Origin of the sequence: Sphingomonas sp. (assembly GCF_026460985.1) — a bacterium.
Lineage (GTDB): Bacteria > Pseudomonadota > Alphaproteobacteria > Sphingomonadales > Sphingomonadaceae > Sphingomonas.
On record NZ_JAPKNM010000051.1, the window covers coordinates 62,287 to 86,010 of the forward strand.

The following is a 23,724-nucleotide window of genomic DNA, read 5'->3' on the forward strand; positions in this document are numbered from 1 at the left end:
ATGCATGGAGTGACACGAGCATGACCGAAGCGACGATCCAGTTGCATGTCCAGGATCTGGCGGGCGAGACCCGTGTGATCGAGGGCGAGATCGGCATGTCGCTCATGGAGATCATCCGGTCGTCCGGGATCGATGACATTCCGGCCTTTTGCGGCGGCTGCTGCTCCTGTGCCAGCTGCCACGTCCATGTCGATCCGGCCTTCGCCTCGACGCTGCCCCCGATGTCGCAGGACGAAGACGACCTGCTGGAAGGCTCAGAACATCGCTCGGCCGGTTCGCGCCTGTCGTGCCAGATCCCGGCGTCGGTGGCGCTGAGCGGCATTCGGCTATCGATCGCTCCGCAAGAGTGATCGCACGGCGATGAATGCCGCCGCGGAACGAGCGAGGGAAATGCGCGAGATGCGTAACGACTGGACACGGGAGGAGATCGCCGCGCTGTTCGACCTGCCGTTCCTCGACCTGATCTACGAGGCGGCGTCGATCCATCGCGCGCATCATCCGCGCAACGAAGTGCAGCTCTCGACCCTGCTCTCGATCAAGACCGGCGGCTGCGTCGAGGATTGTGGCTATTGCAATCAGTCGGCGCATGCCGGGACGGGGCTCAAGGCTACCAGGCTGATGGATGTGCGCGCGGTGCTCCAGGCGGCGGCGCAGGCCAAGGACAATGGCTCGTCGCGCTTCTGCATGGGCGCGGCGTGGCGTGAGCCCAAGGACCGCGACATGCCCGCCATCGTCGAGATGGTGAAGGGCGTGCGCCAGATGGGGCTCGAGACCTGCATGACCTTGGGCATGCTCAACGAGAAGCAGGCAGCGCAGCTCGCCGAGGCGGGGCTCGACTATTACAACCACAATATCGACACCTCGCCGGAGAATTACGCGAACGTCATCACGACGCGCAGCTTCGAGGACCGGATCGAGACGCTGGAGCATGTCCGCGAGGCGGGCATCAACGTCTGCTCGGGCGGCATCATCGGCATGGGCGAGACGCGCGAGAACCGCGTCGGCTTCCTCCATGCGCTGGCGACGATGCCGCACCCCGAAAGCGTGCCGATCAACGCGCTGGTGCCGGTCAAGGGCACCGTGCTGGGCAACATGCTGGCCGATACGCCTTTGGCCAGGATCGACCAGATCGAGTTCGTGCGCACCATCGCGGTGGCACGCATTCTGATGCCGCTGTCGATCGTGCGGCTCTCGGCTGGTCGCGAGAGCATGAGCGACGAGACCCAAGCGCTTTGCTTTCTGGCCGGGGCAAACTCGATCTTCACCGGCGACAAGCTTCTCACCACCGGCAATGCCGGCGACGACCGCGACGCGGCGCTCTTCGCAAAGCTCGGCGTCACGCCGATGCGGCAATTGCCACCCCTCGCGGAACCGGCGCGCACCGGCGGTCGCGCATCTACAACCTGATTCGCGAGTATTCGGCGGGCCGATCGCGCTTGCGACGATCCAGGGGCATATTTTCGGAGCATCTGCTCCCGGAGGGACAAGTGGCGCCCGCCCGCCAACCCGACCGGCTCGGCCTCGCCATCGGCCCAGGCGTCCAATGAAAGATGAACGCATACGTTCGATGACGTATGCCACCCCTGCGGGGTTCCCGATATCCCAGATCCGACAAGTCGGTATCGCGGGGACAAGATGGACGGAATTCGCGTCGGCAAAAGGGTGATCGGAGCACAGGCCCCGGTAACCATAGGCTGGGAGAACATCCCCAGGGTGGAAGGCGGCCCGGTGAAACGGTTCATCTTCACCTGGTTCCAGCCCACCATGCTCTTCGCACTGATCGCGTTCTGGTACTACGCACCCAATTCCATCGCCAAGGCATCGACCGCCATCGGAATCGGCATCGGCTTCAAGGTGCTGCTGCTGGGGCTCGAATGGGTGAACCCGCGCTACGCGAGCTGGCGCCTGACTTGGAAGGAACTGGTCACCGACCTGTTCTATGTCTCTCTCGGCTATACGCTGCTCCGCCTGATCGAGCACTATGTCGGCGACGGAGCCATGATTGAAGCCGTCCAGCATTCCTTCAACTGGGACAAATTCACCTGGTTCGTGGCACTGCCGCTGCTGGTGCAGGCGTTCCTGATCTCGTTCATCTTCGATTTCGGCCAATACTGGATGCATCGCGGTATGCATAACTGGCATCCGCTGTGGCTGACCCACGCACCGCATCACTACATCACCCAGTTGAACATCAACAAGGGCGCAGTCGGCAATCCGGTGGAACTGTTCCTGATCGGACTCGGCATCGGCGGATTCTTCGATTTCCTGCCGCGGGCCGCCCTGCTCGCCGGCTCCTTCGGCCTGGCGGTCGGTACCTACCAGCACATCAATGTCCGCTTCAACACGCCGCGCTGGTGGCGCTTCGTGTTCAACACCACCGAGCACCACAGCCTGCACCATTCGCAGGACTACGAAGCCAGCCGCAGCAATTATGCCAGCACCTGGATCTTCATCGACCGCATTTTCGGCACGTGCGTCGACGGCGAGGCAGAACTGCTCGGGATGGAAGGCGGGCGCCGGATGTCGATCCGCGAGACGATGACCTATCCCTTCACCGAGGGCTGGAAGGCACTCAAGGAGCGATTTGGCCGGCCGGCGGCGGTTCCGGTGCCAGCCGAGTGAGCGAATTGCTCCAGCTCCACAGCCTCCACTTACCCATTTGTCGGGCCCAGGCCAGAGCCGCCATGAACAGCCCGGCTTGAGCCTTGCCGGCATCGAAAGCTCTCTCAAAAGGAGATGGTGTGATCCCCCGTTTCATCGACTGGATCTGGCACGTCAGGGGCAGCCTGGCGCTCGCTCCCGAGCAATCGAGCGATGATGCCTTTGACAAGCTCGCCCCCCTGTTCCGTCAGACCGGCACCAGCCACGAACGGACAAACGACACGCTGACTTTCCGCAAGAAGGACCAGGCGGCGCAGGACAAGATGTCTGTTTTCGACGGTGGCGTCTTGCAGATCGAAAAAGGCGCTGCCGGCTCCGTGCTGCGCTATCAGCTGACTAGCCGGGTGTTGCTGTTCTGCTTTCTGGCGCCCCTGCTGTTTCTGGGCTTCGCTCAGCTTACCGTAGCCATTGGCGAGCTCGAAAGAACGTCGGTCGAAGCCGCAGGCAAATCGAAAAAGCCCGAAAAAAAGGATACGGCACTGCCGCAGAATCCGATAGACAAGGCCTTGGGTGCGCCCGCGCCCGAAAAGCCAAAAAAGGAAGGCGCCGGCAAATCGGAAGAGAATGATAGTAAACATTCACCGACAGCCGCCTATGTATTTGCCGCACTCTTCGCCACTCTCTACGTTGTCGGACGAATTTTTGAAGATCGGCTGATCAAGGCGCTGTTCAAAAAGAGCCTGCTGGGCTCATAATCCTGCTCGACCCACTTCATTACCTCTAGCCGCGCGTGGCGGCGAGGATCGGCGACCGCAAGCTGGCTACCAGTACGACGGTGGCGCGGCCGACCTTTGCCGCCTCGATGTCGCCGGCTGCGATCAGCTGATAGATTCTCGATCGGCTTGGCCCGGTCATACGCACGGCGTCGGGAACCCGGACGCTGTTCCCGGCGATGCTGGCGCGAGATCGCCACGCCTTTGAGCAGGCGCTGCCATATGATCAGCGCCCTCTTCTCCCCAAATACGACGATGCTGTCGCAGACCCTAAGCCGCGCGATCGAGGCGGGGGTGCAGGAAGCCTGCCGACGCCATCCGCGAGCTGGTCAATACCGTGACGCTGCGCCGGAACAACGAAGGAGGCCTCTCGATCGAGATCGAGGGTCGCCTCAACGCGCTTCTAGGACCCGGCGGCCTTTCCCGCCGAATGTCGGGGGGAATGGTGGTAGCGGAGGAGGGACTTGAACCCCCGACACGCGGATTATGATTCCGCTGCTCTAACCAACTGAGCTACTCCGCCCCAAGGGCCTCGCCGTCAGGCGAGGGCGCGACATAGGTCCGGCTTTTCGTCCGGTCAAGCGAACATATGCCGCGAATGCGGCTCCCATGGCCCTCCGCGATACCACCAGCTTGCCAACCCGGCGATCTCGACCTCGCGCGGCGCGAAATCGCGCGACAATGCGCCGAGCACGACCTTGGCAAGCGACGGCCGCACCTTGTTCTGCACGGTCACATGCGGCCTCCAGCGGCCCGCGTCCTGCGGCATCAACAGCCCAGCAAAGGCCTGGCAGAGCCCCTCGCGAATCGTGACCAGTTCTGGCGCCTCGATTCGATACGCCACTCCGCCCCCGAGCGACATCAGTCCGCTCACCTTCGCCCGCGGCGCGCGTACGCCCCGCGTCTCTGCCGACAACCGCTGCTTGAGTTCCTCCGCCACTCCCGGCGGAAGATGGTGGAACAACGTCAGATGCGCCGGCAGCACGTTGCGCTCGGGCGGATAGTGTTCGCGGCGCAGGCCTTCGAACCACGCCTGGTCCTGCCGCCCCAACAACGCAGTGACGATCAAGGGCGCAGGCGCGCTCAGATCTCCACCTGGCTCCCAAGCTCGACCACGCGGTTGGTCGGCAGGCGGAAGAACTCCATCGCGCTTTCGGCGTTGCGCAGCATCCAGGCGAACAGTTTCTCGCGCCAGATCATCATCCCCGGCCGCGACGAAGGCAGCAAAGTCTGGCGCGCGAGGAAGAAGCTGGTGTCCATCATCTTGAACTCGGCGCCGCACGCGCTGACCTGCTTGAGCGCCGCTGGCACGTCGGCCTCCTGCATGAAGCCGTAGAACAGGATCATGCGGTGGAAGCCCTTGCCGAGATCGTCGACCTTCATCCGCTTCTCGTCGGGGACATAGGGCACGTCGGCGATCTTCACCGTCAGCAGGATCACGCGCTCGTGGAGCACCTTGTTGTGCTTCAGATTGTGGAGCAGCGCGTGCGGCACACCGTCGGGAGTCGAGGTCATGAACACCGCGGTGCCCGGCACGCGCGCGGCGGCGATCGCGGCCGATTCGATGAAGATCTTGATCGGCATAGCGCTCTCGCGCAGCCGCTCGATCATCAGCTTGCGGCCCTTGGCCCAGGTGGTGAGCAAGGTGAAGACGATGAAGCCCACCAGCAGCGGGAACCAGCCGCCGTCGGGCACCTTGGTCAGGTTCGCGCTGAAATAGGCAAGGTCGACCGCGAAGAAGAGCGCGAGCAGCGGCAGCGCGTAGCGCTTCTTCCACTGCCACAAGGCGAACAGCACCACCGCGAGCAGGCAATTGTCGATCAGCATCGCGCCGGTGACGGCGATGCCATAGGCCGCGGTCAGGTTCGACGAGGTCTGGAACGAGAGGACGAGCAGGATGACCATCGTCATCAGCGCCCAGTTGATCGTCGGGATGTAGATCTGCCCCGCGGTGGAGGCGCTGGTGTGCTCGATGCGCAGCCGCGGCACGAAGCCGAGCTGGATCGCCTGCTGGGTCACCGAGAAGGCGCCCGAGATCACGGCCTGCGACGCGATGATCGCCGCCATCGTCGCCAGCACCACCAGCGGCAGCTGCAGGCCGTCGGGCGCGAGCATGTAGAAGGGGCTGGTCAGCGCACTGGCGCCCTCGCGCATCAGCAGCGCGCCCTGCCCCATATAGTTGAGGATCAGCGCCGGCAGCACGAACCACAGCCACGAGACGCGGATCGGCTTGCGGCCGAAATGCCCCATATCGGCGTAGAGCGCCTCGGCGCCGGTCACTGCCAGCACCACCGAGCCCAAAGCGAGGAAGGCCGCGAGCGGATCGAGCAGGAAGAACTCCAGCGCGTGCGTCGGCAGCAGCGCCCAGAGGATTTCCGGCGTGTGCACGAAGCTGAGCACGCCCAGCGTCGCGATCACGAGGAAATAGAGCATCATGATCGGCCCGAACAACGCCCCCACGCGGGCCGTACCGGTGCGCTGGATCGAGAAGAGCATCACGAGGATCACCACCGCGATCGGAACGACCAGGTTGGCGAAGCTGGGCGCCGCGATCGCGATACCCTCGACCGCGGAGAGCACCGACACCGCCGGGGTGATCATCGAATCGCCGTAGAAGAGCGCGGTGGCGAACACGCCGAGCAGCACGATCCCCTGGGTCCAGCGCTTCTGGTTGGCGCTGCGCGAAATGAGTGCGAGCAAGGCGAGGCTGCCGCCCTCACCCTTGTTGTCGGCGCGCATGATGATGGTGACGTACTTCAGCGTCACCACCGCCATCATCGACCAGAACATCAGACTGATCACGCCCATGATGTGAACATCGTCCAGCGCAAGCTTGTGATGCCCGGCGAAGGTCTCGCGGAAGGCGTAGAGCGGGCTGGTGCCGATATCGCCGAAGACGATGCCGATCGCGCCGAGCGCGAGCTTCCACGTCGCGTCGACGGCGTGGCCGTGCGCCCCGTGCGGCTCGTCTGGATGCGGGAGCGTCTCGGCCTGCCCGCTTGCGTTGATGTTCACTGTCGCGGCGATCGCGCGATGAGGGAAACGGACCTGGTCATGCGACCTGCGTTCTCGTCTGAAAAAGTGCGCGGGCCGTTAGCACGTGCAACATAGCCTGGCAACGGCCCGACCGACACAGATGGTTACGCCTCCGGAGACGCGCAAGGGGGGCGTCGGTTCCCTCAGGTGCCGGCGAACAGCGCGTCGGCTTCGCTGCGAGTCGGCACCGCGCGCAGCACGAAGCTCGAGTTGATCGTCACCACGCCCGGCAGCCGTCCCAGATGCTCGCGGTGAAGCCGTTCATAATCATCGAGATCCTGCGCGAGGATCTTGAGCCGATAGTCCTGCCCGCCCGAGACGAGCGCGCATTCGACCACCCCGTGGATCTCCGCCACCGCCCGCTCGAACCGCGCCAGATCCTCTTCGACCTGCGTGCCGAGCGTGATGTCGACCAACGCGGTGATCCGAAAGCCGAGCCGTCTATGTCCCAGTCTGGCACCATAGCCGGTGATATGCCCCGAAGATTCGAGCGCCTGGATTCGCCGGGTGCACGCCGATTGCGACAACCCCACCTGCGTCGCGACCTGGCTCACCGGCGCCCGCGCGTCGGCGGCGAGCAATTTGAGGATTGTCGTGTCGATCCGGTCCACGGCGCATGAATCTCCAATAATCGCCATAGATATCGCATATTCATGCGCCTTCACCAGCACCGCGTGGCGAAATTTGCAGAGATTCGTACCCGTATCTTGCGATACTATTGCATCACATACCGACTCTGGAGAGATGTCATGCGCATCGGCGTGCCCAAGGAAATCAAGAACCACGAATATCGCGTCGGCCTCACCCCTGCCTCGGTCGCCGAGCTGGTCGCCGCGGGCCATGAAGTGCTGGTCGAGACCCAGGCCGGCATGGGGATCGACTTCGCCGACGAGGCGTACACGAAGGTCGGCGCGAAGATCGCGCCCGATGCCGCCGCGGTCTTCGCCGGCGCGGACATGATCGTGAAGGTCAAGGAACCCCAGCCGCAGGAAATCGCCCTACTCGAGCCCCGCCATACGCTGTTCACCTATCTCCACCTCGCCGCCGACAAGCCCCAGGCCGAGGGCCTGATGGCGTCCGGCGCGACCTGCATCGCCTATGAGACGGTCACCTCGAATTCGGGCGCCCTCCCCCTCCTCAAGCCGATGTCCGAAGTCGCGGGCCGCATGTCGATCCAGGTTGCCTCGCACTATCTCGAGAAGGAACAGGGCGGCCGCGGCGAGCTGCTCGGCGGCGTCCCCGGCGTCGCGCCGTGCAAGATCGCGATCCTCGGCGGCGGCGTCTCGGGGATCAATGCCGCGCAGATGGCGGTCGGCCAGCGCGCCGACGTGACGATCTACGACATCAACAATGAGCGCCTCGCCGAGCTCGACATGCATTTCGGCAGCCAGATCAAGACCGCCTACGCCTCCAAGGCGGCGATCGCCGAGGCGGTCGCGCGCTCGCAGGTCGTGATCGGCGCGGTGCTCGTCCCCGGCGCGGCGGCACCCAAGCTGGTGACCAGGGACATGCTCAAGACGATGATGCGCGGCTCGGTGCTGGTCGACATCGCGATCGACCAGGGCGGCTGCTTCGAGACCAGCCACGCCACCACGCACGACAACCCCGTCTACGAAGTCGACGGCGTGATCCACTATTGCGTCGCCAACATGCCCGGCGCGGTCGCCCGCACCTCGGCCTTCGCGCTCAACAACGCGACCCTGCCCTTCGTGCTCAAGCTCGCCAATCTCGGCGCGGAGGCGGCGATGAAGGCCGACAAGCACCTCGCCAACGGCCTCAACGTCTACAAGGGCAAGATCGCCTTCAAGGCAGTCGCCGACGATCTCGATCTGCCCTACGAGGCCTGGGCGGGCTAGAATTCCCCTCCCTCTTAGGGAGGGGTCAGGGGTGGGTGGAAAAGGTCGGGGCTCGATGCCCCGGCCTTTTCCTTTGTCGCGATGTTGCCGGGCTCGCCTTCGGCTCGCACCCACCCCCGACCCCTCCCTTGCAGGGAGGGGAGTCAGCTACGGCTTGGGTGCCCCCGCCCCCTCTTCCGCCGCCTTCGCCTCCAGAAACTTGTCGAGCAAAAACAGCCGCAGCAGCAGCTCGTCGCGATAGCTCGCCTTTTCCGGCGTAAGCTCGACCGCCTTGGCCCAGAACGGCCGCGCCTCGGCGAACTTGCCCTCGCGGATCAACGCCAGCCCATACAGAAACGGCGGCCCGGGATGCTGCGGCGCCAGCTGGAGCGCGCGATCGAACGCGAACTTGGCGGCCGGCGAGACCTGGTTGCCGTCATTCTCCGCCAGCTTGATCCCCAGCCACGCCCAAGCGCCCGCATCGCCCGGCGCCTGGCGCACGGTCAGGATCATCGCGCGCGCCGCGGTGTCGGGTGCGCCGACGCGGGTCATCGCATCGGCCCGGGCGAAGGAGGCCCAGGTGAAGTTGAACCGCCCGAACATCGCGTCGCGGATCGCGACGATGTTGGCGTCGATCTCGCCCGGCTTCTCCGTCGCGGTGACCGGATGCCCCGCCAGCCCCGGACTCCCCTGCCACGCATAGCCCGCCGCACCGAGCATCAGCGCGGTCGCCGCCACGGCCCACAGCTTGCGCGGGAAACCGGTCAGCCACAGCAGCAGCGCCGCGCCGAGCCCGATCAGGGCGAGCATCAGCCAGCCCATCACGACTTGCGCCTCCGGAAATTACGCCGCGCGATCAGGATTCCGACGGCCAGCAGCACCAGAGGCGTGAGCCACAGGGGGGCGGTGACCCAGCTCAACGGCGGATCATAGGTCACATAGTCGCCGTAACGCTGGACCAGCCATTTGCGCACTTCGCCGGGCGATTCGCCCGCCGCGATCCGCTGCCGCACCAGCGCGCGCATGTCGCCCGCCATATCGGCATCGCTGTCGGCGATCGACTGGCCCTGGCAGACGAGGCAGCGGAGCGTGTCCATCAACGCCTTGGCCTTGGCCTCCTGCGTGGGATCGGGAAGCTGGGTGTAGGCGAGCTCGGCGGGGGGAAGGTTGGAGTCGGCGAGTGCGACGGGCATCGCACACATCAACGTCACCGTAGATATCGCCGTCACCCCCGCGAAAGCGGGGGCCCATCTCCGAAACGTGCCGCGCAATACCGCGGTGGTTCTAGCGGCACTCGCACGAGATGGGCCCCCGCTTTCGCGGGGGTGACGTGATGAGGTGTCCTCCCTCACTTCGCCTTCTCCAGCTCGCCCAGCAGCATCGGCACATGCTCCTCGCGGATGTCGCCGATATGCTGGTACGCGATCCGCCCCTCGGCATCGATCACGAAGGTCTCGGGCACTCCCGACGAGCCCAGCGCCAGCTGCGCCCGACTCGCCTTGTCGTCGCCGATCTGCGCATAGGGATCGCCGTGGCGCGCGAGGAAGGCCTGCACCGCCTCGGGCGTGTCGCGGATCGCGATCGCGTCGATCTCCACGCCGGCTTGGCGGAGCTTCATCAGCTGCGGCGCCTCGGCGATGCAGGGGATGCACCAGCTCGCGAAGACGTTGAGCAACCGTGGCTTGCCCTTGAGCTCGGCGGTGACGATCCCCGGCTTGCCCGACAGCAGCGGCGGCAGCGCGAGCGCCGGGAGCGGCTTGCCGACCATCGCCGAATGCACGACGCGGTCGCCGGGCTTGATCAGCCCGCCCGCGACCAGCGCGAACACCAGGGCGAACAGCACGAGCGGCGCCCAGATCAGCACGCGCCTCATGCGTAGCCCTCCGCCTCGTCAGCGCGCCGTTCGCGCCGCACCCGCCCGACCAGCGCGAGCAGCCCGCCCAGCGCGATCAGCCCGCCGCCAAGCCAGATCAAGGTCACGAACGGCTTCCACCACAATCGGATCTGCCAGCGCCCCTGCTCGTCGCCCTGCCCCAGCACCGTGTAGAGCTGGCCGTCGAGCATCGTGCTGATCGCCGCCTCGTTGGTGTTGGTCGGCGGGGTACTGAAGAAGCGCTGCTGCGGGAACAATTCGAACATCGCGCCGTCACCGCGCCGCACCTGCAGCCGCGCCTCGAGTGCCGACCAGTTGGGTCCCACCGTCGGATGCACGTCCGCCAACGTCACGCGGAACGGCCCGACCGTGACGTTCTGCCCAACCGCGATCGCCGCGAGCCGCTCGGCCTTGAAGGCGCTGTCGGCCGCCATGCCCGCGATGCTCACCGCGACGCCCAGATGCGCGATCACCATGCCCCAGACATGCATCGGCGTGCGGCGCAGGTTCCGCCGCGCCACCGGCACCACACTCGCCACGCCCAACCCCATGGCAAGCGCGATGCCGAGCACCGGCACGAAATGCATGCCCCCCGAAAGCGCGAAGATCAGCGCGAACGCGACGCCCGCCACCGCGGTCGGCACCAAAGCGCGCTTGGCCAGCGCGTTCATATTGTCGCGCCGCCAGCGCAGCAGCGGCCCCGCCGCGGTCGCGATTACCAGCGCCAGCGCCACGGGAACCAGCGCCTTGTTGAAGAAGGGCGCCCCGATCGACAGTTGCACCCCCGCCGCCTGCGCCGCGAGCGGATAGAGCGTGCCGATGAAGACCACGCCGAGGATCACCGAGAGCAGCAGGTTGTTGAGCACCAGCGCGCCCTCGCGGCTCACCAGCTGGAAGGTCGAGCCCTGCGTCACGGTGCCGACGCGCGCCCCGAACAGCGCCAGCGCCCCGCCGATATAGATGCCGAGCAGCGCGAGGATGAAGGTCCCGCGCGTCGGGTCCACCGCGAAGGCATGGACGCTGACGAGGATGCCCGAGCGCACGAGGAAAGTGCCGATCATCGACATGGCGAACGCGACCAGCGCCAGCATCAACGTCCATGCGCGCAGCCCGTCGCGCGTCGCCAGCACGGTCACCGAGTGGAGCAACGCCGTCGCCGCCAGCCACGGCATCAGCGAGGCGTTCTCGACCGGGTCCCAGAACCACCAGCCGCCCCAGCCCAGCTCGTAATAGGCCCAATAGCTGCCCGCGGTGATCCCGATCGTCAGGAAGATCCACGCGCCGAGCACCCAGGGCCGCATCGCCCTGGCGAAGGCGGGCCCCACGTCGCGCATCAGCAGCGCGCCCACGGCGAAGCTGAACGCCACCGAGAGGCCGACATAGCCGAGGTAGAGCGTCGGCGGGTGGAAGGCGAGGCCCGGGTCCTGGAGCAAAGGGTTGAGCCCCTGCCCGTCCGGCGCCGGCGGGTTCAGCCGCACGAAGGGGTTCGAGGCGAAAGCGAGGAAGGCGTAGAAGCCCAGCCCGATCGCCGCCTGCGCGCCGAGCGTCGCCGCAAGCGTCGCACCCGCCAGCCGCCGCTCGAGCGCCGCCACGCCCGCCCCGGCGACCGCGAGCACGGTCACCCAGAGCAGCATCGAGCCCTCATGGTTCCCCCATGCGCCCGCCACCTTGTAGATCATCGGCTTGAGCGAATGGCTGTTGGTCGCGACCAGCACCACCGACATGTCGCTGCGCACGAACAACGTGATCAGCAGCGCGAACGAAAGCAGCGCCAGCAGTCCCTGCACCAAAGCGGTGCGGCGCAGCGCGGTCATCAGGGAGCGCGCAACTTTCTCCGTTCGTGCTGAGCTTGTCGAAGCACCGTTCTTCTCTTGGTCGTCGTCAGAAGAACAAGGCTGCCCTTCGACAGGCTCAGGGCGAACGGGAATATTGGCAGCCTTCGCCGCGCCCCAAGCCAGCATCAGCTGGACGAGCGCGAACGCCGCCGCGAGCCACAAGGCCGCAAGCCCCGCCTCGGCGATCATCTGGCGCCAATCATTTGTCGAGCGTCTCGGTCTTGTGCATCTTGCCGGCGACCTGCGGCGGCATGTAGCGCTCGTCGTGCTTGGCCAGCAGATTGTCCGCGGTGAAGCTGCCGTCCGGGTTGAACCGCCCCTCGGCGACCACGCCCGAGCCTTCCTTGAACAGGTCGGGCGCAACGCCGCGGAACGCCACCGGCACCTTGGCCTTGCCGTCGGTCACCACGAAATCGATCGACACGCCGTCGGGCTTCCGGACGATCGATCCCGCCTCGACCATGCCGCCCAGCCGCACCGCCTTGTCCAGCGGCACCGGCTTCCCCGCCACGTCGCCGGGCGCGTAGAAGAACGCCGCCTGGTCCTGCAGCGCCGAGAGCGCGAGCCCCGAGGCGCCGAGGACCGTGCCGAGCGCGAGCAGTCCCAGTACGAGCCGCTGATGCTTGGGCTTCATTGGTCGCGCCTCAGCGCGTCCGCCGCCGCCTCCGCTCCGCGCATCGACAGCCATGCCCACAGCGCGAGCCCGCCGGTCCCGACCAGCGTCACGGCATAGGCCGCGGTGATGAACGCCCAATGGTTCACCCTGCCGCCATCCGCCGCAACCGCGCCTCGACCTTCTGCGTGGCGAGCATCGCGCGCATCCGCATCAGCACCACGCCCGCGAACAGCAGGGTGAATCCCCCGATCGTGAAGAAGAGCGGCCACAGCATCGAGCTGTCGATGCTCGAGCTGGTCAATCCGATGCTCTGCCCCTGGTGCAGCGTGTTCCACCACACCACCGAATAGCGCACGATCGGCAGCAGCACCGATCCGGCCACGCCGAACAGTGCCGGCACGCGCCCGTCGCCGCCGCGATCGGCATCGGCGCGGGCGAGCGCGATGTACGCGACATAGACGAAGAACAGCAGCAGCATGCTGGTCAGCCGCCCGTCCCATTCCCACCAGGTGCCCCAGGTCGGCCGCCCCCAGATCGAGCCGGTGACCAGGCAGAGCGCCGCGAACACCGCCCCCGCCGGGGCGATCGCGCGCGCGGCGATGTGCGCGAGCGGATGCCGCCAGACCAGATAGCCGAGGCTCGCCCCCGCCACTCCGGTCCATGCTCCCATCCCCAGCCACGCCGCGGGGACATGGATGTAGAGGATCCGCACGCTTTCCTTCTGGAGATAGTCCGCGGGGGTCTGGGTCAGCCCGCCCCAGACGCCGACGAGCGCCAGCATCACCCCGGCCCAGAACAGGACCGGCGTCAACGGGCGCGCGAGCTTCAGGAAGCGCGTGGGATTGGCGAGTGCGTGGATCACGATGCTTGCCGCAGCCAATAGCCGGGTTCGCCCGCGGAATCTACGTCGGGTTGTTTGCGGATAGCGCCGGCCTGCAATCTTCGCGCTTGCGCCCCCACGCCGCCGTCATCATGCTTTCGTCACGGGACCGTAAGGACATGGCGCGGCCGCATTCCGGGAGAGGGATGGGCACGCGGGTCTTCGCCAGCCCTTCCCCGGCAGCACCACCAACAAGGAGCCAGGTCATGCCTTTCATCACCACCAGCGACGGCACCGAGATCTTCTACAAGGACTGGGGCCCCAAGGACGCCCAGCCCATCGTCTTCCACCATGGCTGGCCGCTCTCGGCGGACGACTGGGACAACCAGATGATGTTCTTCCTGGGCCAGGGCTACCGCGTGATCGCGCACGACCGTCGCGGCCATGGCCGCTCGACCCAGACCGACACCGGCAACGAGATGGACACCTATGCCGCCGACGTGATCGCGCTGGCCGCCGCGCTCGACCTCAAGGGCGCCGTCCATGTCGGTCACTCGACCGGCGGCGGCGAGGTCGCGCATTATGTCGCGCGCGCCGAGGCCGGCCGCGTCGCCAAGGCAGTGCTGATCGGCGCCGTTCCCCCGGTCATGGTCAAGTCCGACGCGAACCCCGGCGGTCTGCCGCTCGAAGTGTTCGACGCCTTCCGCGCCCAGACCGCGGCCAACCGCGCGCAATTCTTCCTCGATGTCGCGAGCGGCCCCTTCTACGGCTACAACCGCGAAGGCGCGAAGGTCGATCAGGGCGTGATCTGGAATTGGTGGCGCCAGGGCATGATGGGCGGCATCAAGGCGCATTACGACTGCATCAAGGCCTTTTCCGAGACCGATTTCACCGAGGACCTGAAGACGATCGACGTCCCGGTGCTCCTCCTCCACGGCGAGGACGACCAGATCGTCCCCATCGCCGATTCGGCACTGATCGGGATCAAGCTGCTCAAGCACGGCACGCTCAAGACCCACCCCGGCCTTCCCCACGGCATGGCGACCACGCACCCCGACATCGTCAACGCCGACCTGCTCGCCTTCATCCAAGGCTGATTCGTGCACCCCTCCCCGCGCCGCGGGGAGGGGCCTCCTGGCGGCCAGCCCCTGGCCCGCCGGACGCCCAAGTCGGATCGTGCGTGCCTCCAAGCCGGTAACCCGAACCTGCCGCCTGTTCCGACTCGTTCGCAGATTCCATATTCTAACCCTCAGGAAACGCGTCGGTCCGAGATCGTGAGAGAACGATCCTGCTGAGCAGCGCCGGCGAATTCGCGAGACATGAGAAGCGGGACCGCCCGCTGGGAAAGGAGAGGCTGAGCGAAGCGGCTGGCAACCGCACAACAACAGGGGAAGTGTAATGCGTATCCTATGCATACGCGCACTCGCGGGCTTCGGCCTCGCGTGCGCGCTGGTCGCCTGCTCGGGCGCGACGGACCCGGGGTCCACCGCCGAAACCGAGGGCAAGGTCGTCGTGGCGGCGCCGCCCGAGACATCCACCGCGGTCGCCGGCCCGCTATCGGCCCAGCCGCTCGCCGCATCCACCCTCGCCGTCCCCCCAGACTTCGCCGATTTCGACTTCGCCAACGGCACCAAATATCCGGAGCAGGCGACCGCTTCGGTCGGCCCCGCCTTCTACCTGCCGGGCTCGACCGTCGCCTATGTGCCGATCTCCCTCGATCGCCCGACGCCCAACACCGTCATCGCCCGCGTGACGACCGAGGACGGGACCGGGCTCGTCCGGGGCGTCGCCGGCGTCAATTATCAGAGCATCTACAAATCGGTGATCTTCCGCCCGGGCGATCCGCTGACCAAGACGGTCGAGGTGCCGATCCTCCTCGGCATCCCCCAGGCCGATTTCATCGTACGCTTCGTCGAGGCGCCCTGGGGCGGCCTGATGGGAACGGATCGCGCGGTCGTGCAGTGCGACTTCCTCCAGCCGCCGACCGAGGAGCAGGTCGAGGGCCGCGCACCGAGGACCTTCGCGCCGTCGGGCACGCTCCAATGGAAGATGAGCCGCGAGACCATGAAATGGTCGGACGCGGGGCATGACAAGGCCTGGTCGACCAAGCTTCCCAACGGCCGCTCGCAGCCGGGCAACCAGGAGACCGGCATCTATCTCGATGGCTGGGTCTATCGCGATTACGGCATCGAGGCGCCGCTTCGCTACACCGACAACGGGCTCGTGATGCACACGCAGAAGCTCAAGGAGCCGATCTTCTGGGACGGCGTCGGCTATAATTACGGCGCGATCGCCCTGAGCGGCCACAACACCCGCCCCTTGCAGATCGGCTTTGGCCAATATGAGTTCACCGCCCAGATGCCGACGCGGCGGGGTTCGTGGCCTGCCTTCTGGCTGATCTCGACCGCGGGCTGGCCGCCCGAGATCGACATCTACGAGGGCTTCGGCTTCGAGAGCTGGTGGAATTTCGACCGCCACACCGCCAACACGCTCCACGGCGGCGCCAACATCATGCGCACCTTCCAGCGCGGCACGTTCATGGACACCCAGGAAATCTATGGCATCGGCGGCTTCACCACGGACTTCCACGTCTTCGCGGTGGACATCCAGCCCGATTACATCACCTGGTTCATCGACGGCCAGGAGACCTATCAGGCAGTGAACCCCTTCGCCGGTTTCCGTTGGTATCCGATCATGAACGTCGCGGTGAAGACGTTCAGCGACTATACCGACGGCTCGGGCGACATGATCGTCAAGGACGTGAAGGTCTATTCGAACTGAGGAGCGGCGCGAAGCTCGATCGGCCGAATGCATCCGGCCGATCGAGCCGCAATAGGTCGAAGGCGGCGGAGCTGCGAACCTTCTATCCCCCTCCCTGCAAGGGAGGGGTTAGGGGTGGGTTGGCGAGCGAAGCGAAGCCAGTGTACGCTTGCCGCATGCTGCGCCGTGTCGATCCGCGCCTGACCGCTCGCGCACGCGAACTACGCAACAATCCGACGCCCGCGGAGCTCGCCGTTTGGCAACGCATCTCGCGCTATCGCCCGGCCTTTACCCGACAATTCGTCGAAGCTCCCTTCATTATCGATCTGGCGTGCAGGAAAGCGAAACTCGCCGTCGAATTCGACGGAAGCCAGCACATCGATGCCGCGGAAGCCGATGCGCGACGTACCGCGTATCTTCGCACGAATGGATGGCACGTGATCCGCCTGTGGAATTCAGACGTGCTCGCAAACCCAGACGGTGCCGCCCAGCACATTCTGTCGACCGCCGCCGAGTGCCTCGGCGGCACCCACCCCCATCCCCTCCCTTCCAGGGAGGGGCGTGCTAGACGGCCACGGTATCGCTGAACCTCTCCCTAATGCACCGCCCCCAGATGCCGTAGCTTGTCCGGGTTGCGCATGATGTAGATGCCGATGATCTTGCCGTCTTCGATCGCGAGCGCGGTGGTCTGGAGCAGCCCGCCGGGTTCGCGCGTCACGAAGCCGGGCAGCCCGTTGATCATCCCCCAGCGTTCCACGCGCGACATCTCCTTGGCGAAGAAGCGCGCCAGCGAGCCGTGCAGCTTCATCACGTCTTCGATGCCGAGGATCGGCCTGAGGCCGGCATGGACCTTGCCGCCGCCGTCCGAATAGACCGAGACGTCGTCGGCGAGCAGCCCGCGCAGGCTGGTCATGTCGCCGCTTCGCGAGGCATGGAAGAAGGCCGCGGCGATCTCCAACCCCTTCTCCTTCGGCAGATCGAAGCGCGGTCGCGCCGCGCGGACATGCGTCCGTGCCCGGCTGGCGAGCTGGCGCGCCGCGGCGGCATCGCGGCCGATCGTCTCGGCGATCTCGTCGAAGGGCAATCCGAACACGTCGTGGAGCAGGAACGCCGCGCGCTCGAGCGGGCTCAGCCGTTCGAGCGCGAGCATCAGCGGCAGCGTGACGTCGTCGGCCTCGGCCTCCTCCTCGACCACCGGCTCGGGCAGCCACGGCCCGACATAGGTCTCGCGCCGCGCGCGCGCCGATTTGAGCTGGTCGAGGCAGAGCCGGGTCACCACGCGGCGGAGGAACGCCTCGGGCTCGCGGATCGCTTTCCGGTCCGCACCCATCCAGCGCAGGAACGCGTCCTGCACCACGTCCTCCGCGTCCGCGACCGAGCCCAGCATGCGATAGGCGATGCGGGTCAGCCGCGGACGCAGCGGATCGAACGACGCTGCCGCGTCGTCGGTCACGCGGCCTGCGCCGTCGCGGGCTTGGTCTCGTGGAACAGGTCGAAGCCCACCGCGAGACGGTTCCACCCGTTGATCACGTTGATCATCAGCGTCAGCTGCACCTGCTCCTCCGGCGTGAACTCGGCCGCGAGCGCATCGTATACCGCCTGCGGCGCCCGCGCGCTGGATACCAGAGTGAGCGCATCGGTCCATGCCAGCGCCGCACGCTCGCGCGCCGAATAGACCGGCGCCTCGTGCCAGGCGCTCAGCAGGTAGATGCGCTGCTCGGTCTCGCCGGCCTTGCGCGCGTCGGCGGTATGCATGTTGAGGCAGTTGGCGCAGCCGTTGATCTGCGAAGCGCGGATCTTGACCAGCTCGAGCAGCGAATGCTCGATCGCCGGCGCGATCTTGAGCGACATGTCGAGCCACGCCTTCATCTGGACGGGCGCGGCGGCGAAGGGGTCGTGTCGTGCAGTCATGGTCGGTCTCCTTGGTTTCCGGAGACATGACGAGACAGCGCGGCCGGATGTGACATGGCGTGCGAAAAAATCGTCATCCCGGCGAAAGCCGGGACCTCAGGCCGCGAGCGTTACGCCTGAGGCACGCGATCCCGGCCTTCGCCGGGATGACGGGCTGGTTACCCCCGCCCGATCAGCCTTTGCGCGATGCGATCCGCGACTTCGCTCTCGGGATCGCCGGTGCGGTCGCTCTCGTCCCACACTTCGATCAGCCGCTCGGGGATCTTGTCGACCCGCGCCATCACTTCGTCGCGGTCGCCGTGGCCGAGATATTCGAGCCCGACATTGATGATCCCGCCCGCGTTGATCACGTAATCGGGTGCGTAGAGGATGCCGCGGTCGTGGAGCCGCGCGCCGTCCGCGCGCGTCGCGAGCTGGTTGTTCGCGCCGCCCGCGATCACCTTGGCCTTGATCTCGGGGATCGACCGCTCGGTCAGGATCGCGCCGAGCGCGTTGGGGCTGAACAGGTCGGTGTCGAGCGTCAGGATCGAAGCAGCGTCGACCGCCTCGGCGCCCAGCTCGGCGGCCAGCGCCCTGGCGCGCTCGGCATTGACGTCGGCGAGCACCAGCTTCGCGCCGTCCGCCGCCAGCAGTCGGGCCAGCCCGCCGCCGACCGAACCCACGCCCTGGATCGCGACGCGCACGCCGCGCATGTCGTCCGCGCCCAGCCCGCGCTTCGCCGCAGCCTTGACGCCCAGATAGACGCCGCGCGCGGTCACCGGACCCGGGTCGCCGCCCGCGCTTCCCGCCGCGACGGGCAGGCCCGAGACGTGCCTGGTCTGAGTCGCGACGATCTTCATCCGCGCCTCGGACATGCCGACATCCTCGGCGGTGACGTACTTGCCCTGGAGCGATTCGACCGCGCGGCCGAACGCCTCGAGCTGCGCATTGGTGACCGTCGCGCCGGGCTCGGCGGCGAGGATCACGCCCTTGCCCCCGCCCATCGGCAGGTTCGCCATCGCGTTCTTGTAGCTCATCCCCCGCGAGAGCCGCAGCGCGTCGGTGATCGCCGCGTCCGAATCGGCATAATGCCAGAAGCGCACCCCGCCCGCCGCCGGCCCGAGCGCGGTCGAGTGGATCGCGATGATCGCGCTCAGCCCCGAAGCGTGGTCGGTGAAGAGGTGGATGCCCTCATGCTCGTCGAAATCGGGGAAGCCCCAGTCGGTTTTCAAGGGGAATATCCGGGCTGAGAATAATGGGGCGACCGACGGGACTTGAACCCGCAACTTCCGGCATCACAAGCCGACGCTCTAACCAATTGAACTACGGTCGCCGCGAACGATGCGCGCTTAGCGAGGGCTTTCGCGAAGCGCAAGATCATTGCGCGATGCGCCGACCGCATCTTCGGGCGCGAGCATGCCGTCGCGGGCCAGCGCGCGGGCGGCGGAGGCGAAATTCGGCGCGGAAAGAAAGGCATGGCGGGCGAGCAGCGGCGCGTCGGCGCCATCGTAGATCAGCCGCCGCATCGCGGGGTCGATCTCGACTCCCTCGAAGATTCGCACCACGCCCCCCTGCCCGCTCCCGCCGCAGCTCTCGCATCCCGGCGCGGACCACAGGATCGCACCCGGATCGAGCCCGAGCAAGGCGGCGCGCGACCCGAACGCCTGCACCGGCTGGCGGCAGAAGCGGCACAGCCCCGGCGCGAGTCGCTGGGCGATGACGAGGCGGAGCGCCGCGGCGAGCGCGAAGCGGTCGTTCGCGAGCCGGCGGAGGGTCAGGATGGTGTCGACGGCGTCGCCGCTGTCGAACCAGGCGAGCACCAGCCCGCGATCGGCGGCCTCGACCACGAGATTGGCGGCGATGCGATCGGCGATCACGCCGCCCAGCGGGATTCCGAAGCGGCGATGGAGCGCCACAGCGCTATCCTCGGCGCCGGGGCCGGCGATCGCGATCATGCCCGTGAGCCGGTCGGCGGTGCGTTCGATCGCAGCGGCCAGCCGCGCCGGCACCCCCAGCATCTGCAACGCATCGGGCCCCGCCGACAGCGGTGGTTCGGCTTCGAGCTGGGTGTCGACGGCCATGGCGCTCGACTGCCCGCGCAATGTGACGGCTTGCTTGCGCTTTTGTTACGCCGGCATTTGCAGGCGTGGATACTGGCGAAATGCCCGCGTTTTTGGCAGAATCGCCGCGATGCAGACCATGACCGATACGCTGTCCACCGTCCCCAATTTCGGCGCCGGACACCCTTCCGAGCCCGTGATAGCGCACCTCCTCGGCCAGCCGGGCGTGCAGCGCGTGCCCAATCCCAAGGTGGCGATGTTCATCGCGAAGAGGTTCCTCGATCCCGAATTCAGCCGGAAGCTGGTCGAGCAGATCGACGCACGTCGCCGTCCCTCGACCATCGCCGACGCCAACGGCGACTACGCCTTCCGCACCAGCGAGACCTGCGACCTCGATGTCGATGATCCGCTGGTGATGGAGTTGAAGCGCCGGATCATCGCTCTTACCGGGCTCGATCCCGCCCATGCCGAGCCGATGCAGGGGCAGCGCTACGAAGTGGGCCAGGAGTTCAAGGCGCACACCGACTATTTCGAGCCCTCGGGCGCGGACTATGAGAAATATTGCAGCGTCGCCGGACAGCGCACCTGGACGGTGATGCTCTATCTCAACGAAGTCGAGGCCGGCGGCGTGACGCGCTTCAAGGCGATCGACAAGATGGTCGAGCCCGAGACCGGCAAGCTGCTCGCCTGGAACAATCTGCGCGCCAACGGCACGCCCAACCCCTCGACGATCCACCACGCGATGAAGGTGCGCGCCGGCACCAAATACGTCATCACCCAATGGTTCCGCGAGCGTCCCTGGGGCTGGTGACACTGAAAAGGGCCCCGGCAGGCGCTTAGCCTGCCGGAGCCCTCTCTCCCTTTTGCTCCGTCAGAACTTGGCGGTGAGCCCGGCCGAGAAGACGCGGCCGAGCCGGTAGCGGTTGATGTCCACCGTGCCCGCCTCGAACTGCTGGAACTCGCGGTAGCGCGTGCCGGTGAGGTTGCGTCCCTCGAGCTTGAGCTCGAAATCGACGCCTCCGAGCGTCAGGCCCTGCCGCGCGACGAGGTCGAGGCGGATGCCCGGCCGCTCGACGATGTCGGGAAGCAGGTTGGCGCCGCGATTGGTCACGCGATCGCTCGCATAATTGAACAGCAGGGTCAGCTGCGAGAGCGAGTCGGTATCCTCGATGCCAACCTGCACGTTGACGAGATGGTCGGACTGGCCGGTGAGCGGCGCGCCATCGCGGAACAGCTGGGTGGCGGGCACGAGCACCGCGACGCCGCTGCCGTTCTGGATCGGGCTCGGCACCAGGGTGTCGTCCGAATTGATACTCGACTTGGTGTAGGTGTAGTTGGCGACCAGCATCAGACGCCGGCCCGCGCCGAGGAACTCGAGCGGGAAGTATTTCTGCACCTCGACCTCACCGCCCCAGAGCGTCGCGCTCGGCGCATAGGAGAAGCCGGTCTGCAGCGCCGAATCGGGCGTCGGGAAGAAGGCGACCTGCTCGGTCGGGTTGTCGATCTTCTTGTAGAAGCCCGCCGCGGTGATGCGCTGGTTGCGACCGAAGAACCACTCCCAGCGGCCTTCGAAGTTGAGCAGCTTGGCGTCGACCAGCTCGGGGTTGCCGAAGAACAGGCGGTCGGACTCGAAATCGCGATAGACCTGCGGTGCGAGCTCGCGGAACTGCGGGCGGGCGATGGTCTTCGACCCGTGCAGGCGGAACTGCATGTCCTGCGCGAAATTCCAGGTGATGGTCGCCGCGGGCAGCCAATAGCCGTTGTTCAGGTGCGTGCCCTGGAACAGCGCGCTGTTGGTGGTGACGCTCTGCTCGCCCTTCTCGTAGCGGACGCCGGCGGTCGCGCGGAGGCCATCGGCCAGCTCGCCCTCGAGCTGGACATAGCCCGCATTGATGCGCAGCTGTGCGTTATACTCTGCCGCACCCTGCGCGTTCGACAGGTTGAACAGCCGGATACAGCCGTCTTCCTCGGGCACCGTGGTCGGATTGACGCACGCATTCATGATCGAATCGATCGAAAGCAGCATGTCCGGCCGCAGATAGCTGGCCGGCGCCGGGATCGAACCGCCGTCGAAGCTGCGATAGCGGAAGTCGAAGCGCGTCGACTGGCGCTGGGCGTCGCTGAAATAATAGCCCGCCGAGACCGTCACCGGCCGGGCGAAGGGCAGCTTGTAGCCGAAGTCCGCCTGCGCGCTCCACAGATCCTCGTCGAGCTCGCTGAACGCGATCGTCGCCGATTCGCCGAGGCCGTTGAGGCTGTTCACATAAGCGTTGCGGACCGGATCGAGGCGGTAGCTGAAGAAGCGCTCGTACGGCGCGTTGCGCTGCGTATTGGCGAAGCTGCCGCGCAGATCGACGGTGAAGTCGTCGAACTTGAACTCGGTGGCGAGCTGCGTGTCGATCAGCTGGCGCTCGAACCAGTTGGTGTTCTGCTGGAGCACCGCGTCGCCGCTGCTGTTCGGATAGACCGTGGCGGCGCTGAGCCGCGCCTGCTTGAGCGTGTCGTGGATGTAGAGCGTGGTCCAGCGAATCTTGTGCTCGCCGAATTCCGCGCCCAGCCCGAACATGCCGTTGTTGGTGATGCGGTTGTCGGTCAGCACGGTACGGAAGTCGCTGCGGAGCGCGCCCGACTGATCGGCGGTGTCCTGCTGCACGGCCTCGCGCGTGAGGAAGCTGTTGCCCAGGCTCGCGGTCGCGATGATGCCGAGCCGCACGCCGCTCACGTCGAGCGTGTGGCCAGCGCTGATCTCGCCGTTCCAGTTGACCGGGATATGATCGTTCCGCTGGAGCAGCGTCGTCTCGGCATTGGTGAGCTGGGCGACCTGCGACGAGTAGAAGACGCTGGTGTTGAGCCCACCCAGACGGATGAAGGCGGGCATGTCGCGCTCGCCGGTGTCGTAGCCGAGCGAGTCGAGCCGGCCGCCGTCATAGACGTAGCCGAACTGGTTGGTGGTCGCCGAGTCGTAGCCGAGCGAGCCGCCGACCTGGACGAACGATTCCTCCGGCACCGCACGCGTCGTGAGATTGATCACGCCGCCGCCGAACTCGCCGGCATAATTGACCGAATAGGTCTTCTGGACGAGCGCGCTGCCGACGATCGTCGTCGGGAAGATGTCGAGCGGCACGGTGCGGCGCAGCGGCTCGGGGCTCGGCAAGGGCGAACCGTTGAGCAGCGACGAGGAATAGCGGTCGCCGAGGCCGCGCACGAAGACGAAGCCGTTGCCGACGACGCTGAGGCCGGTGACGCGGGTGAGCGCGCCGGCAATGTCGCCCTCGCCCGTCCGGGCGATATCCTCGGTCGAGAGGACCGACACCACCTGCGGCGTCGCGCGGACGACGTTGGGGATGTTGCGGCCGGTGACGACGATCTCTTCGCCGGCACCTGGATCGAAGCCCGGCGCGGAGACTTCGGGCTCCGCCTCGGGCACGTCCTGCGTCACGGCCGGGTCGGCGGCGGGCGCCGACGGCGGGGCCGTCTGGTCACTCGGGGCGGTTCCCGCGACCTGCGCAAGCGCGGCGGGGCTCACCAGCTGGGTCGTGGCGGCGAGCAGGGTGGCGAAGGCGATCTGTCTGGTCATGGCTGCGGGTCCGGAACAAGGGCTGGGTAGGCAGAGGCCGGGGCCGCG

The 23,724-nt window shown here is 66.6% G+C and carries 25 protein-coding genes and 2 tRNA genes; 9 read left to right on the forward strand and 18 right to left on the reverse strand.

Translation table 11 applies throughout. The features are described from left to right. Nucleotides 1–20: 20 nt before the first annotated feature. The 4 genes from MT490_RS08230 to MT490_RS08245 all read left to right on the forward strand — a co-directional run bounded on the left by MT490_RS08230 (nt 21) and on the right by MT490_RS08245 (nt 3,356). Nucleotides 21–350 carry a 2Fe-2S iron-sulfur cluster-binding protein gene (locus tag MT490_RS08230; protein WP_297385910.1) on the forward strand — a complete coding sequence of 110 codons (330 nt, stop codon included), beginning with the start codon at nt 21–23 and terminating at the stop codon, nt 348–350. A gap of 49 nt (nt 351–399) precedes the next feature. Further along, complete coding sequence (gene bioB / locus MT490_RS08235) at nt 400–1,407, forward strand: biotin synthase BioB (RefSeq protein WP_297385994.1); 1,008 nt, start codon at nt 400–402, stop codon at nt 1,405–1,407. A gap of 228 nt (nt 1,408–1,635) precedes the next feature. Then, nucleotides 1,636–2,622 (forward strand): sterol desaturase family protein, encoded by a 987-nt coding sequence (locus tag MT490_RS08240; RefSeq protein WP_297385911.1) that lies wholly within the window; start codon nt 1,636–1,638, stop codon nt 2,620–2,622. 119 nt (nt 2,623–2,741) lie between these two features. Continuing rightward, nucleotides 2,742–3,356 carry a hypothetical protein gene (locus tag MT490_RS08245; RefSeq protein ID WP_297385912.1) on the forward strand — a complete coding sequence of 205 codons (615 nt, stop codon included), beginning with the start codon at nt 2,742–2,744 and terminating at the stop codon, nt 3,354–3,356. A 25-nt stretch (nt 3,357–3,381) separates the two neighbouring features. On the opposite strand, the gene MT490_RS08250 is transcribed toward MT490_RS08245, so the two are convergent. The 5 genes from MT490_RS08250 to MT490_RS08270 all read right to left on the reverse strand — a co-directional run bounded on the left by MT490_RS08250 (nt 3,382) and on the right by MT490_RS08270 (nt 7,021). Beyond that, entirely contained in the window at nt 3,382–3,516 is a 135-nt protein-coding gene (locus tag MT490_RS08250) for a hypothetical protein (RefSeq protein WP_297385914.1), read from the reverse strand. A gap of 304 nt (nt 3,517–3,820) precedes the next feature. Continuing rightward, nucleotides 3,821–3,897, reverse strand: a tRNA-Met gene (locus MT490_RS08255). A gap of 54 nt (nt 3,898–3,951) precedes the next feature. Beyond that, complete coding sequence (locus MT490_RS08260; RefSeq protein ID WP_297385996.1) at nt 3,952–4,461, reverse strand: 2'-5' RNA ligase family protein; 510 nt, start codon at nt 4,459–4,461, stop codon at nt 3,952–3,954. After that, entirely contained in the window at nt 4,458–6,383 is a 1,926-nt protein-coding gene (locus MT490_RS08265; RefSeq protein WP_297385998.1) for a potassium transporter Kup, read from the reverse strand. Before MT490_RS08265 ends, MT490_RS08260 begins: the two co-directional genes overlap by 4 nt. Before the next feature lie 170 nt (nt 6,384–6,553). Beyond that, complete coding sequence (locus tag MT490_RS08270) at nt 6,554–7,021, reverse strand: Lrp/AsnC family transcriptional regulator (RefSeq protein WP_297385916.1); 468 nt, start codon at nt 7,019–7,021, stop codon at nt 6,554–6,556. Between the two features lie 138 nt (nt 7,022–7,159). Here MT490_RS08270 and ald point away from each other — a divergent pair, with 138 nt between their 5' ends. Then, the gene (gene ald / locus MT490_RS08275) at nt 7,160–8,266 is read left to right on the forward strand and encodes an alanine dehydrogenase (protein WP_297385918.1); all 1,107 of its coding nucleotides are present in this window, start codon (nt 7,160–7,162) and stop codon (nt 8,264–8,266) included. A 147-nt stretch (nt 8,267–8,413) separates the two neighbouring features. Here ald and MT490_RS08280 read toward each other — a convergent pair whose 3' ends face one another. From MT490_RS08280 to ccmC, 7 genes are all read right to left on the reverse strand, one after another. Then, nucleotides 8,414–9,067 carry a cytochrome c biogenesis factor-like protein gene (locus MT490_RS08280; protein ID WP_297386000.1) on the reverse strand — a complete coding sequence of 218 codons (654 nt, stop codon included), beginning with the start codon at nt 9,065–9,067 and terminating at the stop codon, nt 8,414–8,416. Then, the gene (locus MT490_RS08285; protein WP_297385919.1) at nt 9,067–9,438 is read right to left on the reverse strand and encodes a cytochrome c-type biogenesis protein; all 372 of its coding nucleotides are present in this window, start codon (nt 9,436–9,438) and stop codon (nt 9,067–9,069) included. Before MT490_RS08285 ends, MT490_RS08280 begins: the two co-directional genes overlap by 1 nt. Nucleotides 9,439–9,593: 155 nt before the next feature. Then, on the reverse strand, nt 9,594–10,118 hold the full coding sequence (locus MT490_RS08290; RefSeq protein WP_297385921.1) for a redoxin family protein: 525 nt from the start codon (nt 10,116–10,118) through the stop codon (nt 9,594–9,596). Further along, the gene (locus MT490_RS08295) at nt 10,115–12,142 is read right to left on the reverse strand and encodes a heme lyase CcmF/NrfE family subunit (protein WP_297385923.1); all 2,028 of its coding nucleotides are present in this window, start codon (nt 12,140–12,142) and stop codon (nt 10,115–10,117) included. Before MT490_RS08295 ends, MT490_RS08290 begins: the two co-directional genes overlap by 4 nt. Before the next feature lie 10 nt (nt 12,143–12,152). Then, nucleotides 12,153–12,587, reverse strand: a complete 435-nt coding sequence (gene ccmE / locus MT490_RS08300; RefSeq protein WP_297385924.1) for a cytochrome c maturation protein CcmE — start codon at nt 12,585–12,587, stop codon at nt 12,153–12,155. Further along, nucleotides 12,584–12,715: a heme exporter protein CcmD gene (ccmD, locus tag MT490_RS08305; protein WP_297385926.1), complete on the reverse strand. Its 132-nt coding sequence runs from the start codon at nt 12,713–12,715 to the stop codon at nt 12,584–12,586. The genes ccmE and ccmD overlap by 4 nt, the downstream gene beginning before the upstream one ends. After that, on the reverse strand, nt 12,712–13,449 hold the full coding sequence (ccmC, locus tag MT490_RS08310) for a heme ABC transporter permease CcmC (RefSeq protein ID WP_297385928.1): 738 nt from the start codon (nt 13,447–13,449) through the stop codon (nt 12,712–12,714). Before ccmC ends, ccmD begins: the two co-directional genes overlap by 4 nt. Before the next feature lie 206 nt (nt 13,450–13,655). Between ccmC and MT490_RS08315 the strand changes: the two genes are divergently transcribed. The 3 genes from MT490_RS08315 to MT490_RS08325 all read left to right on the forward strand — a co-directional run bounded on the left by MT490_RS08315 (nt 13,656) and on the right by MT490_RS08325 (nt 16,736). Further along, nucleotides 13,656–14,486 carry an alpha/beta hydrolase gene (locus tag MT490_RS08315; protein WP_297385929.1) on the forward strand — a complete coding sequence of 277 codons (831 nt, stop codon included), beginning with the start codon at nt 13,656–13,658 and terminating at the stop codon, nt 14,484–14,486. Nucleotides 14,487–14,787: 301 nt separating this feature from the next. Next, nucleotides 14,788–16,170, forward strand: a complete 1,383-nt coding sequence (locus MT490_RS08320; protein ID WP_297385931.1) for a family 16 glycosylhydrolase — start codon at nt 14,788–14,790, stop codon at nt 16,168–16,170. Between the two features lie 155 nt (nt 16,171–16,325). Then, nucleotides 16,326–16,736, forward strand: a complete 411-nt coding sequence (locus MT490_RS08325) for a DUF559 domain-containing protein (RefSeq protein ID WP_363321738.1) — start codon at nt 16,326–16,328, stop codon at nt 16,734–16,736. Between the two features lie 8 nt (nt 16,737–16,744). On the opposite strand, the gene MT490_RS08330 is transcribed toward MT490_RS08325, so the two are convergent. The 5 genes from MT490_RS08330 to MT490_RS08350 all read right to left on the reverse strand — a co-directional run bounded on the left by MT490_RS08330 (nt 16,745) and on the right by MT490_RS08350 (nt 20,120). Next, a complete protein-coding gene (locus MT490_RS08330) occupies nt 16,745–17,602 on the reverse strand; it encodes a sigma-70 family RNA polymerase sigma factor (RefSeq protein ID WP_297385933.1) in 858 nt (285 codons plus the stop codon). Next, nucleotides 17,599–18,060: a carboxymuconolactone decarboxylase family protein gene (locus MT490_RS08335; protein ID WP_297385935.1), complete on the reverse strand. Its 462-nt coding sequence runs from the start codon at nt 18,058–18,060 to the stop codon at nt 17,599–17,601. The genes MT490_RS08330 and MT490_RS08335 overlap by 4 nt, the downstream gene beginning before the upstream one ends. Before the next feature lie 158 nt (nt 18,061–18,218). Beyond that, a complete protein-coding gene (locus tag MT490_RS08340) occupies nt 18,219–19,271 on the reverse strand; it encodes a Glu/Leu/Phe/Val dehydrogenase dimerization domain-containing protein (RefSeq protein WP_297385936.1) in 1,053 nt (350 codons plus the stop codon). Between the two features lie 24 nt (nt 19,272–19,295). Then, nucleotides 19,296–19,372, reverse strand: a tRNA-His gene (locus MT490_RS08345). Between the two features lie 16 nt (nt 19,373–19,388). Beyond that, nucleotides 19,389–20,120 (reverse strand): hypothetical protein, encoded by a 732-nt coding sequence (locus MT490_RS08350; RefSeq protein ID WP_297385937.1) that lies wholly within the window; start codon nt 20,118–20,120, stop codon nt 19,389–19,391. 118 nt (nt 20,121–20,238) lie between these two features. Between MT490_RS08350 and MT490_RS08355 the strand changes: the two genes are divergently transcribed. Next, nucleotides 20,239–20,910, forward strand: a complete 672-nt coding sequence (locus MT490_RS08355; protein ID WP_297385938.1) for a 2OG-Fe(II) oxygenase — start codon at nt 20,239–20,241, stop codon at nt 20,908–20,910. Nucleotides 20,911–20,970: 60 nt separating this feature from the next. Here the strand turns inward: MT490_RS08355 and MT490_RS08360 are convergent, their stop codons facing one another. Further along, a complete protein-coding gene (locus MT490_RS08360; protein ID WP_297385940.1) occupies nt 20,971–23,676 on the reverse strand; it encodes a TonB-dependent receptor in 2,706 nt (901 codons plus the stop codon). Nucleotides 23,677–23,724 lie beyond the last annotated feature (48 nt).

Excerpts from the sequence above, each read along its gene's own strand:
- MT490_RS08355 (WP_297385938.1), top strand. The coding sequence starts at position 20,239 with ATGACCGATACGCTGTCCACCGTCCCCAATTTCGGCGCCGGACACCCT.
- MT490_RS08295 (WP_297385923.1), bottom strand. The coding sequence starts at position 12,142 with ATGATCGCCGAGGCGGGGCTTGCGGCCTTGTGGCTCGCGGCGGCGTTC.
- MT490_RS08290 (WP_297385921.1), bottom strand. The coding sequence starts at position 10,118 with ATGAGGCGCGTGCTGATCTGGGCGCCGCTCGTGCTGTTCGCCCTGGTG.
- MT490_RS08360 (WP_297385940.1), bottom strand. The coding sequence starts at position 23,676 with ATGACCAGACAGATCGCCTTCGCCACCCTGCTCGCCGCCACGACCCAG.
- MT490_RS08325 (WP_363321738.1), top strand. The coding sequence starts at position 16,326 with ATGCTGCGCCGTGTCGATCCGCGCCTGACCGCTCGCGCACGCGAACTA.
- bioB (WP_297385994.1), top strand. The coding sequence starts at position 400 with ATGCGTAACGACTGGACACGGGAGGAGATCGCCGCGCTGTTCGACCTG.
- ccmE (WP_297385924.1), bottom strand. The coding sequence starts at position 12,587 with ATGAAGCCCAAGCATCAGCGGCTCGTACTGGGACTGCTCGCGCTCGGC.
- MT490_RS08230 (WP_297385910.1), top strand. The coding sequence starts at position 21 with ATGACCGAAGCGACGATCCAGTTGCATGTCCAGGATCTGGCGGGCGAG.
- MT490_RS08280 (WP_297386000.1), bottom strand. The coding sequence starts at position 9,067 with ATGGGCTGGCTGATGCTCGCCCTGATCGGGCTCGGCGCGGCGCTGCTG.
- MT490_RS08320 (WP_297385931.1), top strand. The coding sequence starts at position 14,788 with ATGCGTATCCTATGCATACGCGCACTCGCGGGCTTCGGCCTCGCGTGC.
- MT490_RS08350 (WP_297385937.1), bottom strand. The coding sequence starts at position 20,120 with ATGGCCGTCGACACCCAGCTCGAAGCCGAACCACCGCTGTCGGCGGGG.
- MT490_RS08285 (WP_297385919.1), bottom strand. The coding sequence starts at position 9,438 with ATGCCCGTCGCACTCGCCGACTCCAACCTTCCCCCCGCCGAGCTCGCC.
- MT490_RS08335 (WP_297385935.1), bottom strand. The coding sequence starts at position 18,060 with ATGACTGCACGACACGACCCCTTCGCCGCCGCGCCCGTCCAGATGAAG.
- MT490_RS08315 (WP_297385929.1), top strand. The coding sequence starts at position 13,656 with ATGCCTTTCATCACCACCAGCGACGGCACCGAGATCTTCTACAAGGAC.
- ald (WP_297385918.1), top strand. The coding sequence starts at position 7,160 with ATGCGCATCGGCGTGCCCAAGGAAATCAAGAACCACGAATATCGCGTC.
- MT490_RS08240 (WP_297385911.1), top strand. The coding sequence starts at position 1,636 with ATGGACGGAATTCGCGTCGGCAAAAGGGTGATCGGAGCACAGGCCCCG.
- MT490_RS08250 (WP_297385914.1), bottom strand. The coding sequence starts at position 3,516 with ATGACCGGGCCAAGCCGATCGAGAATCTATCAGCTGATCGCAGCCGGC.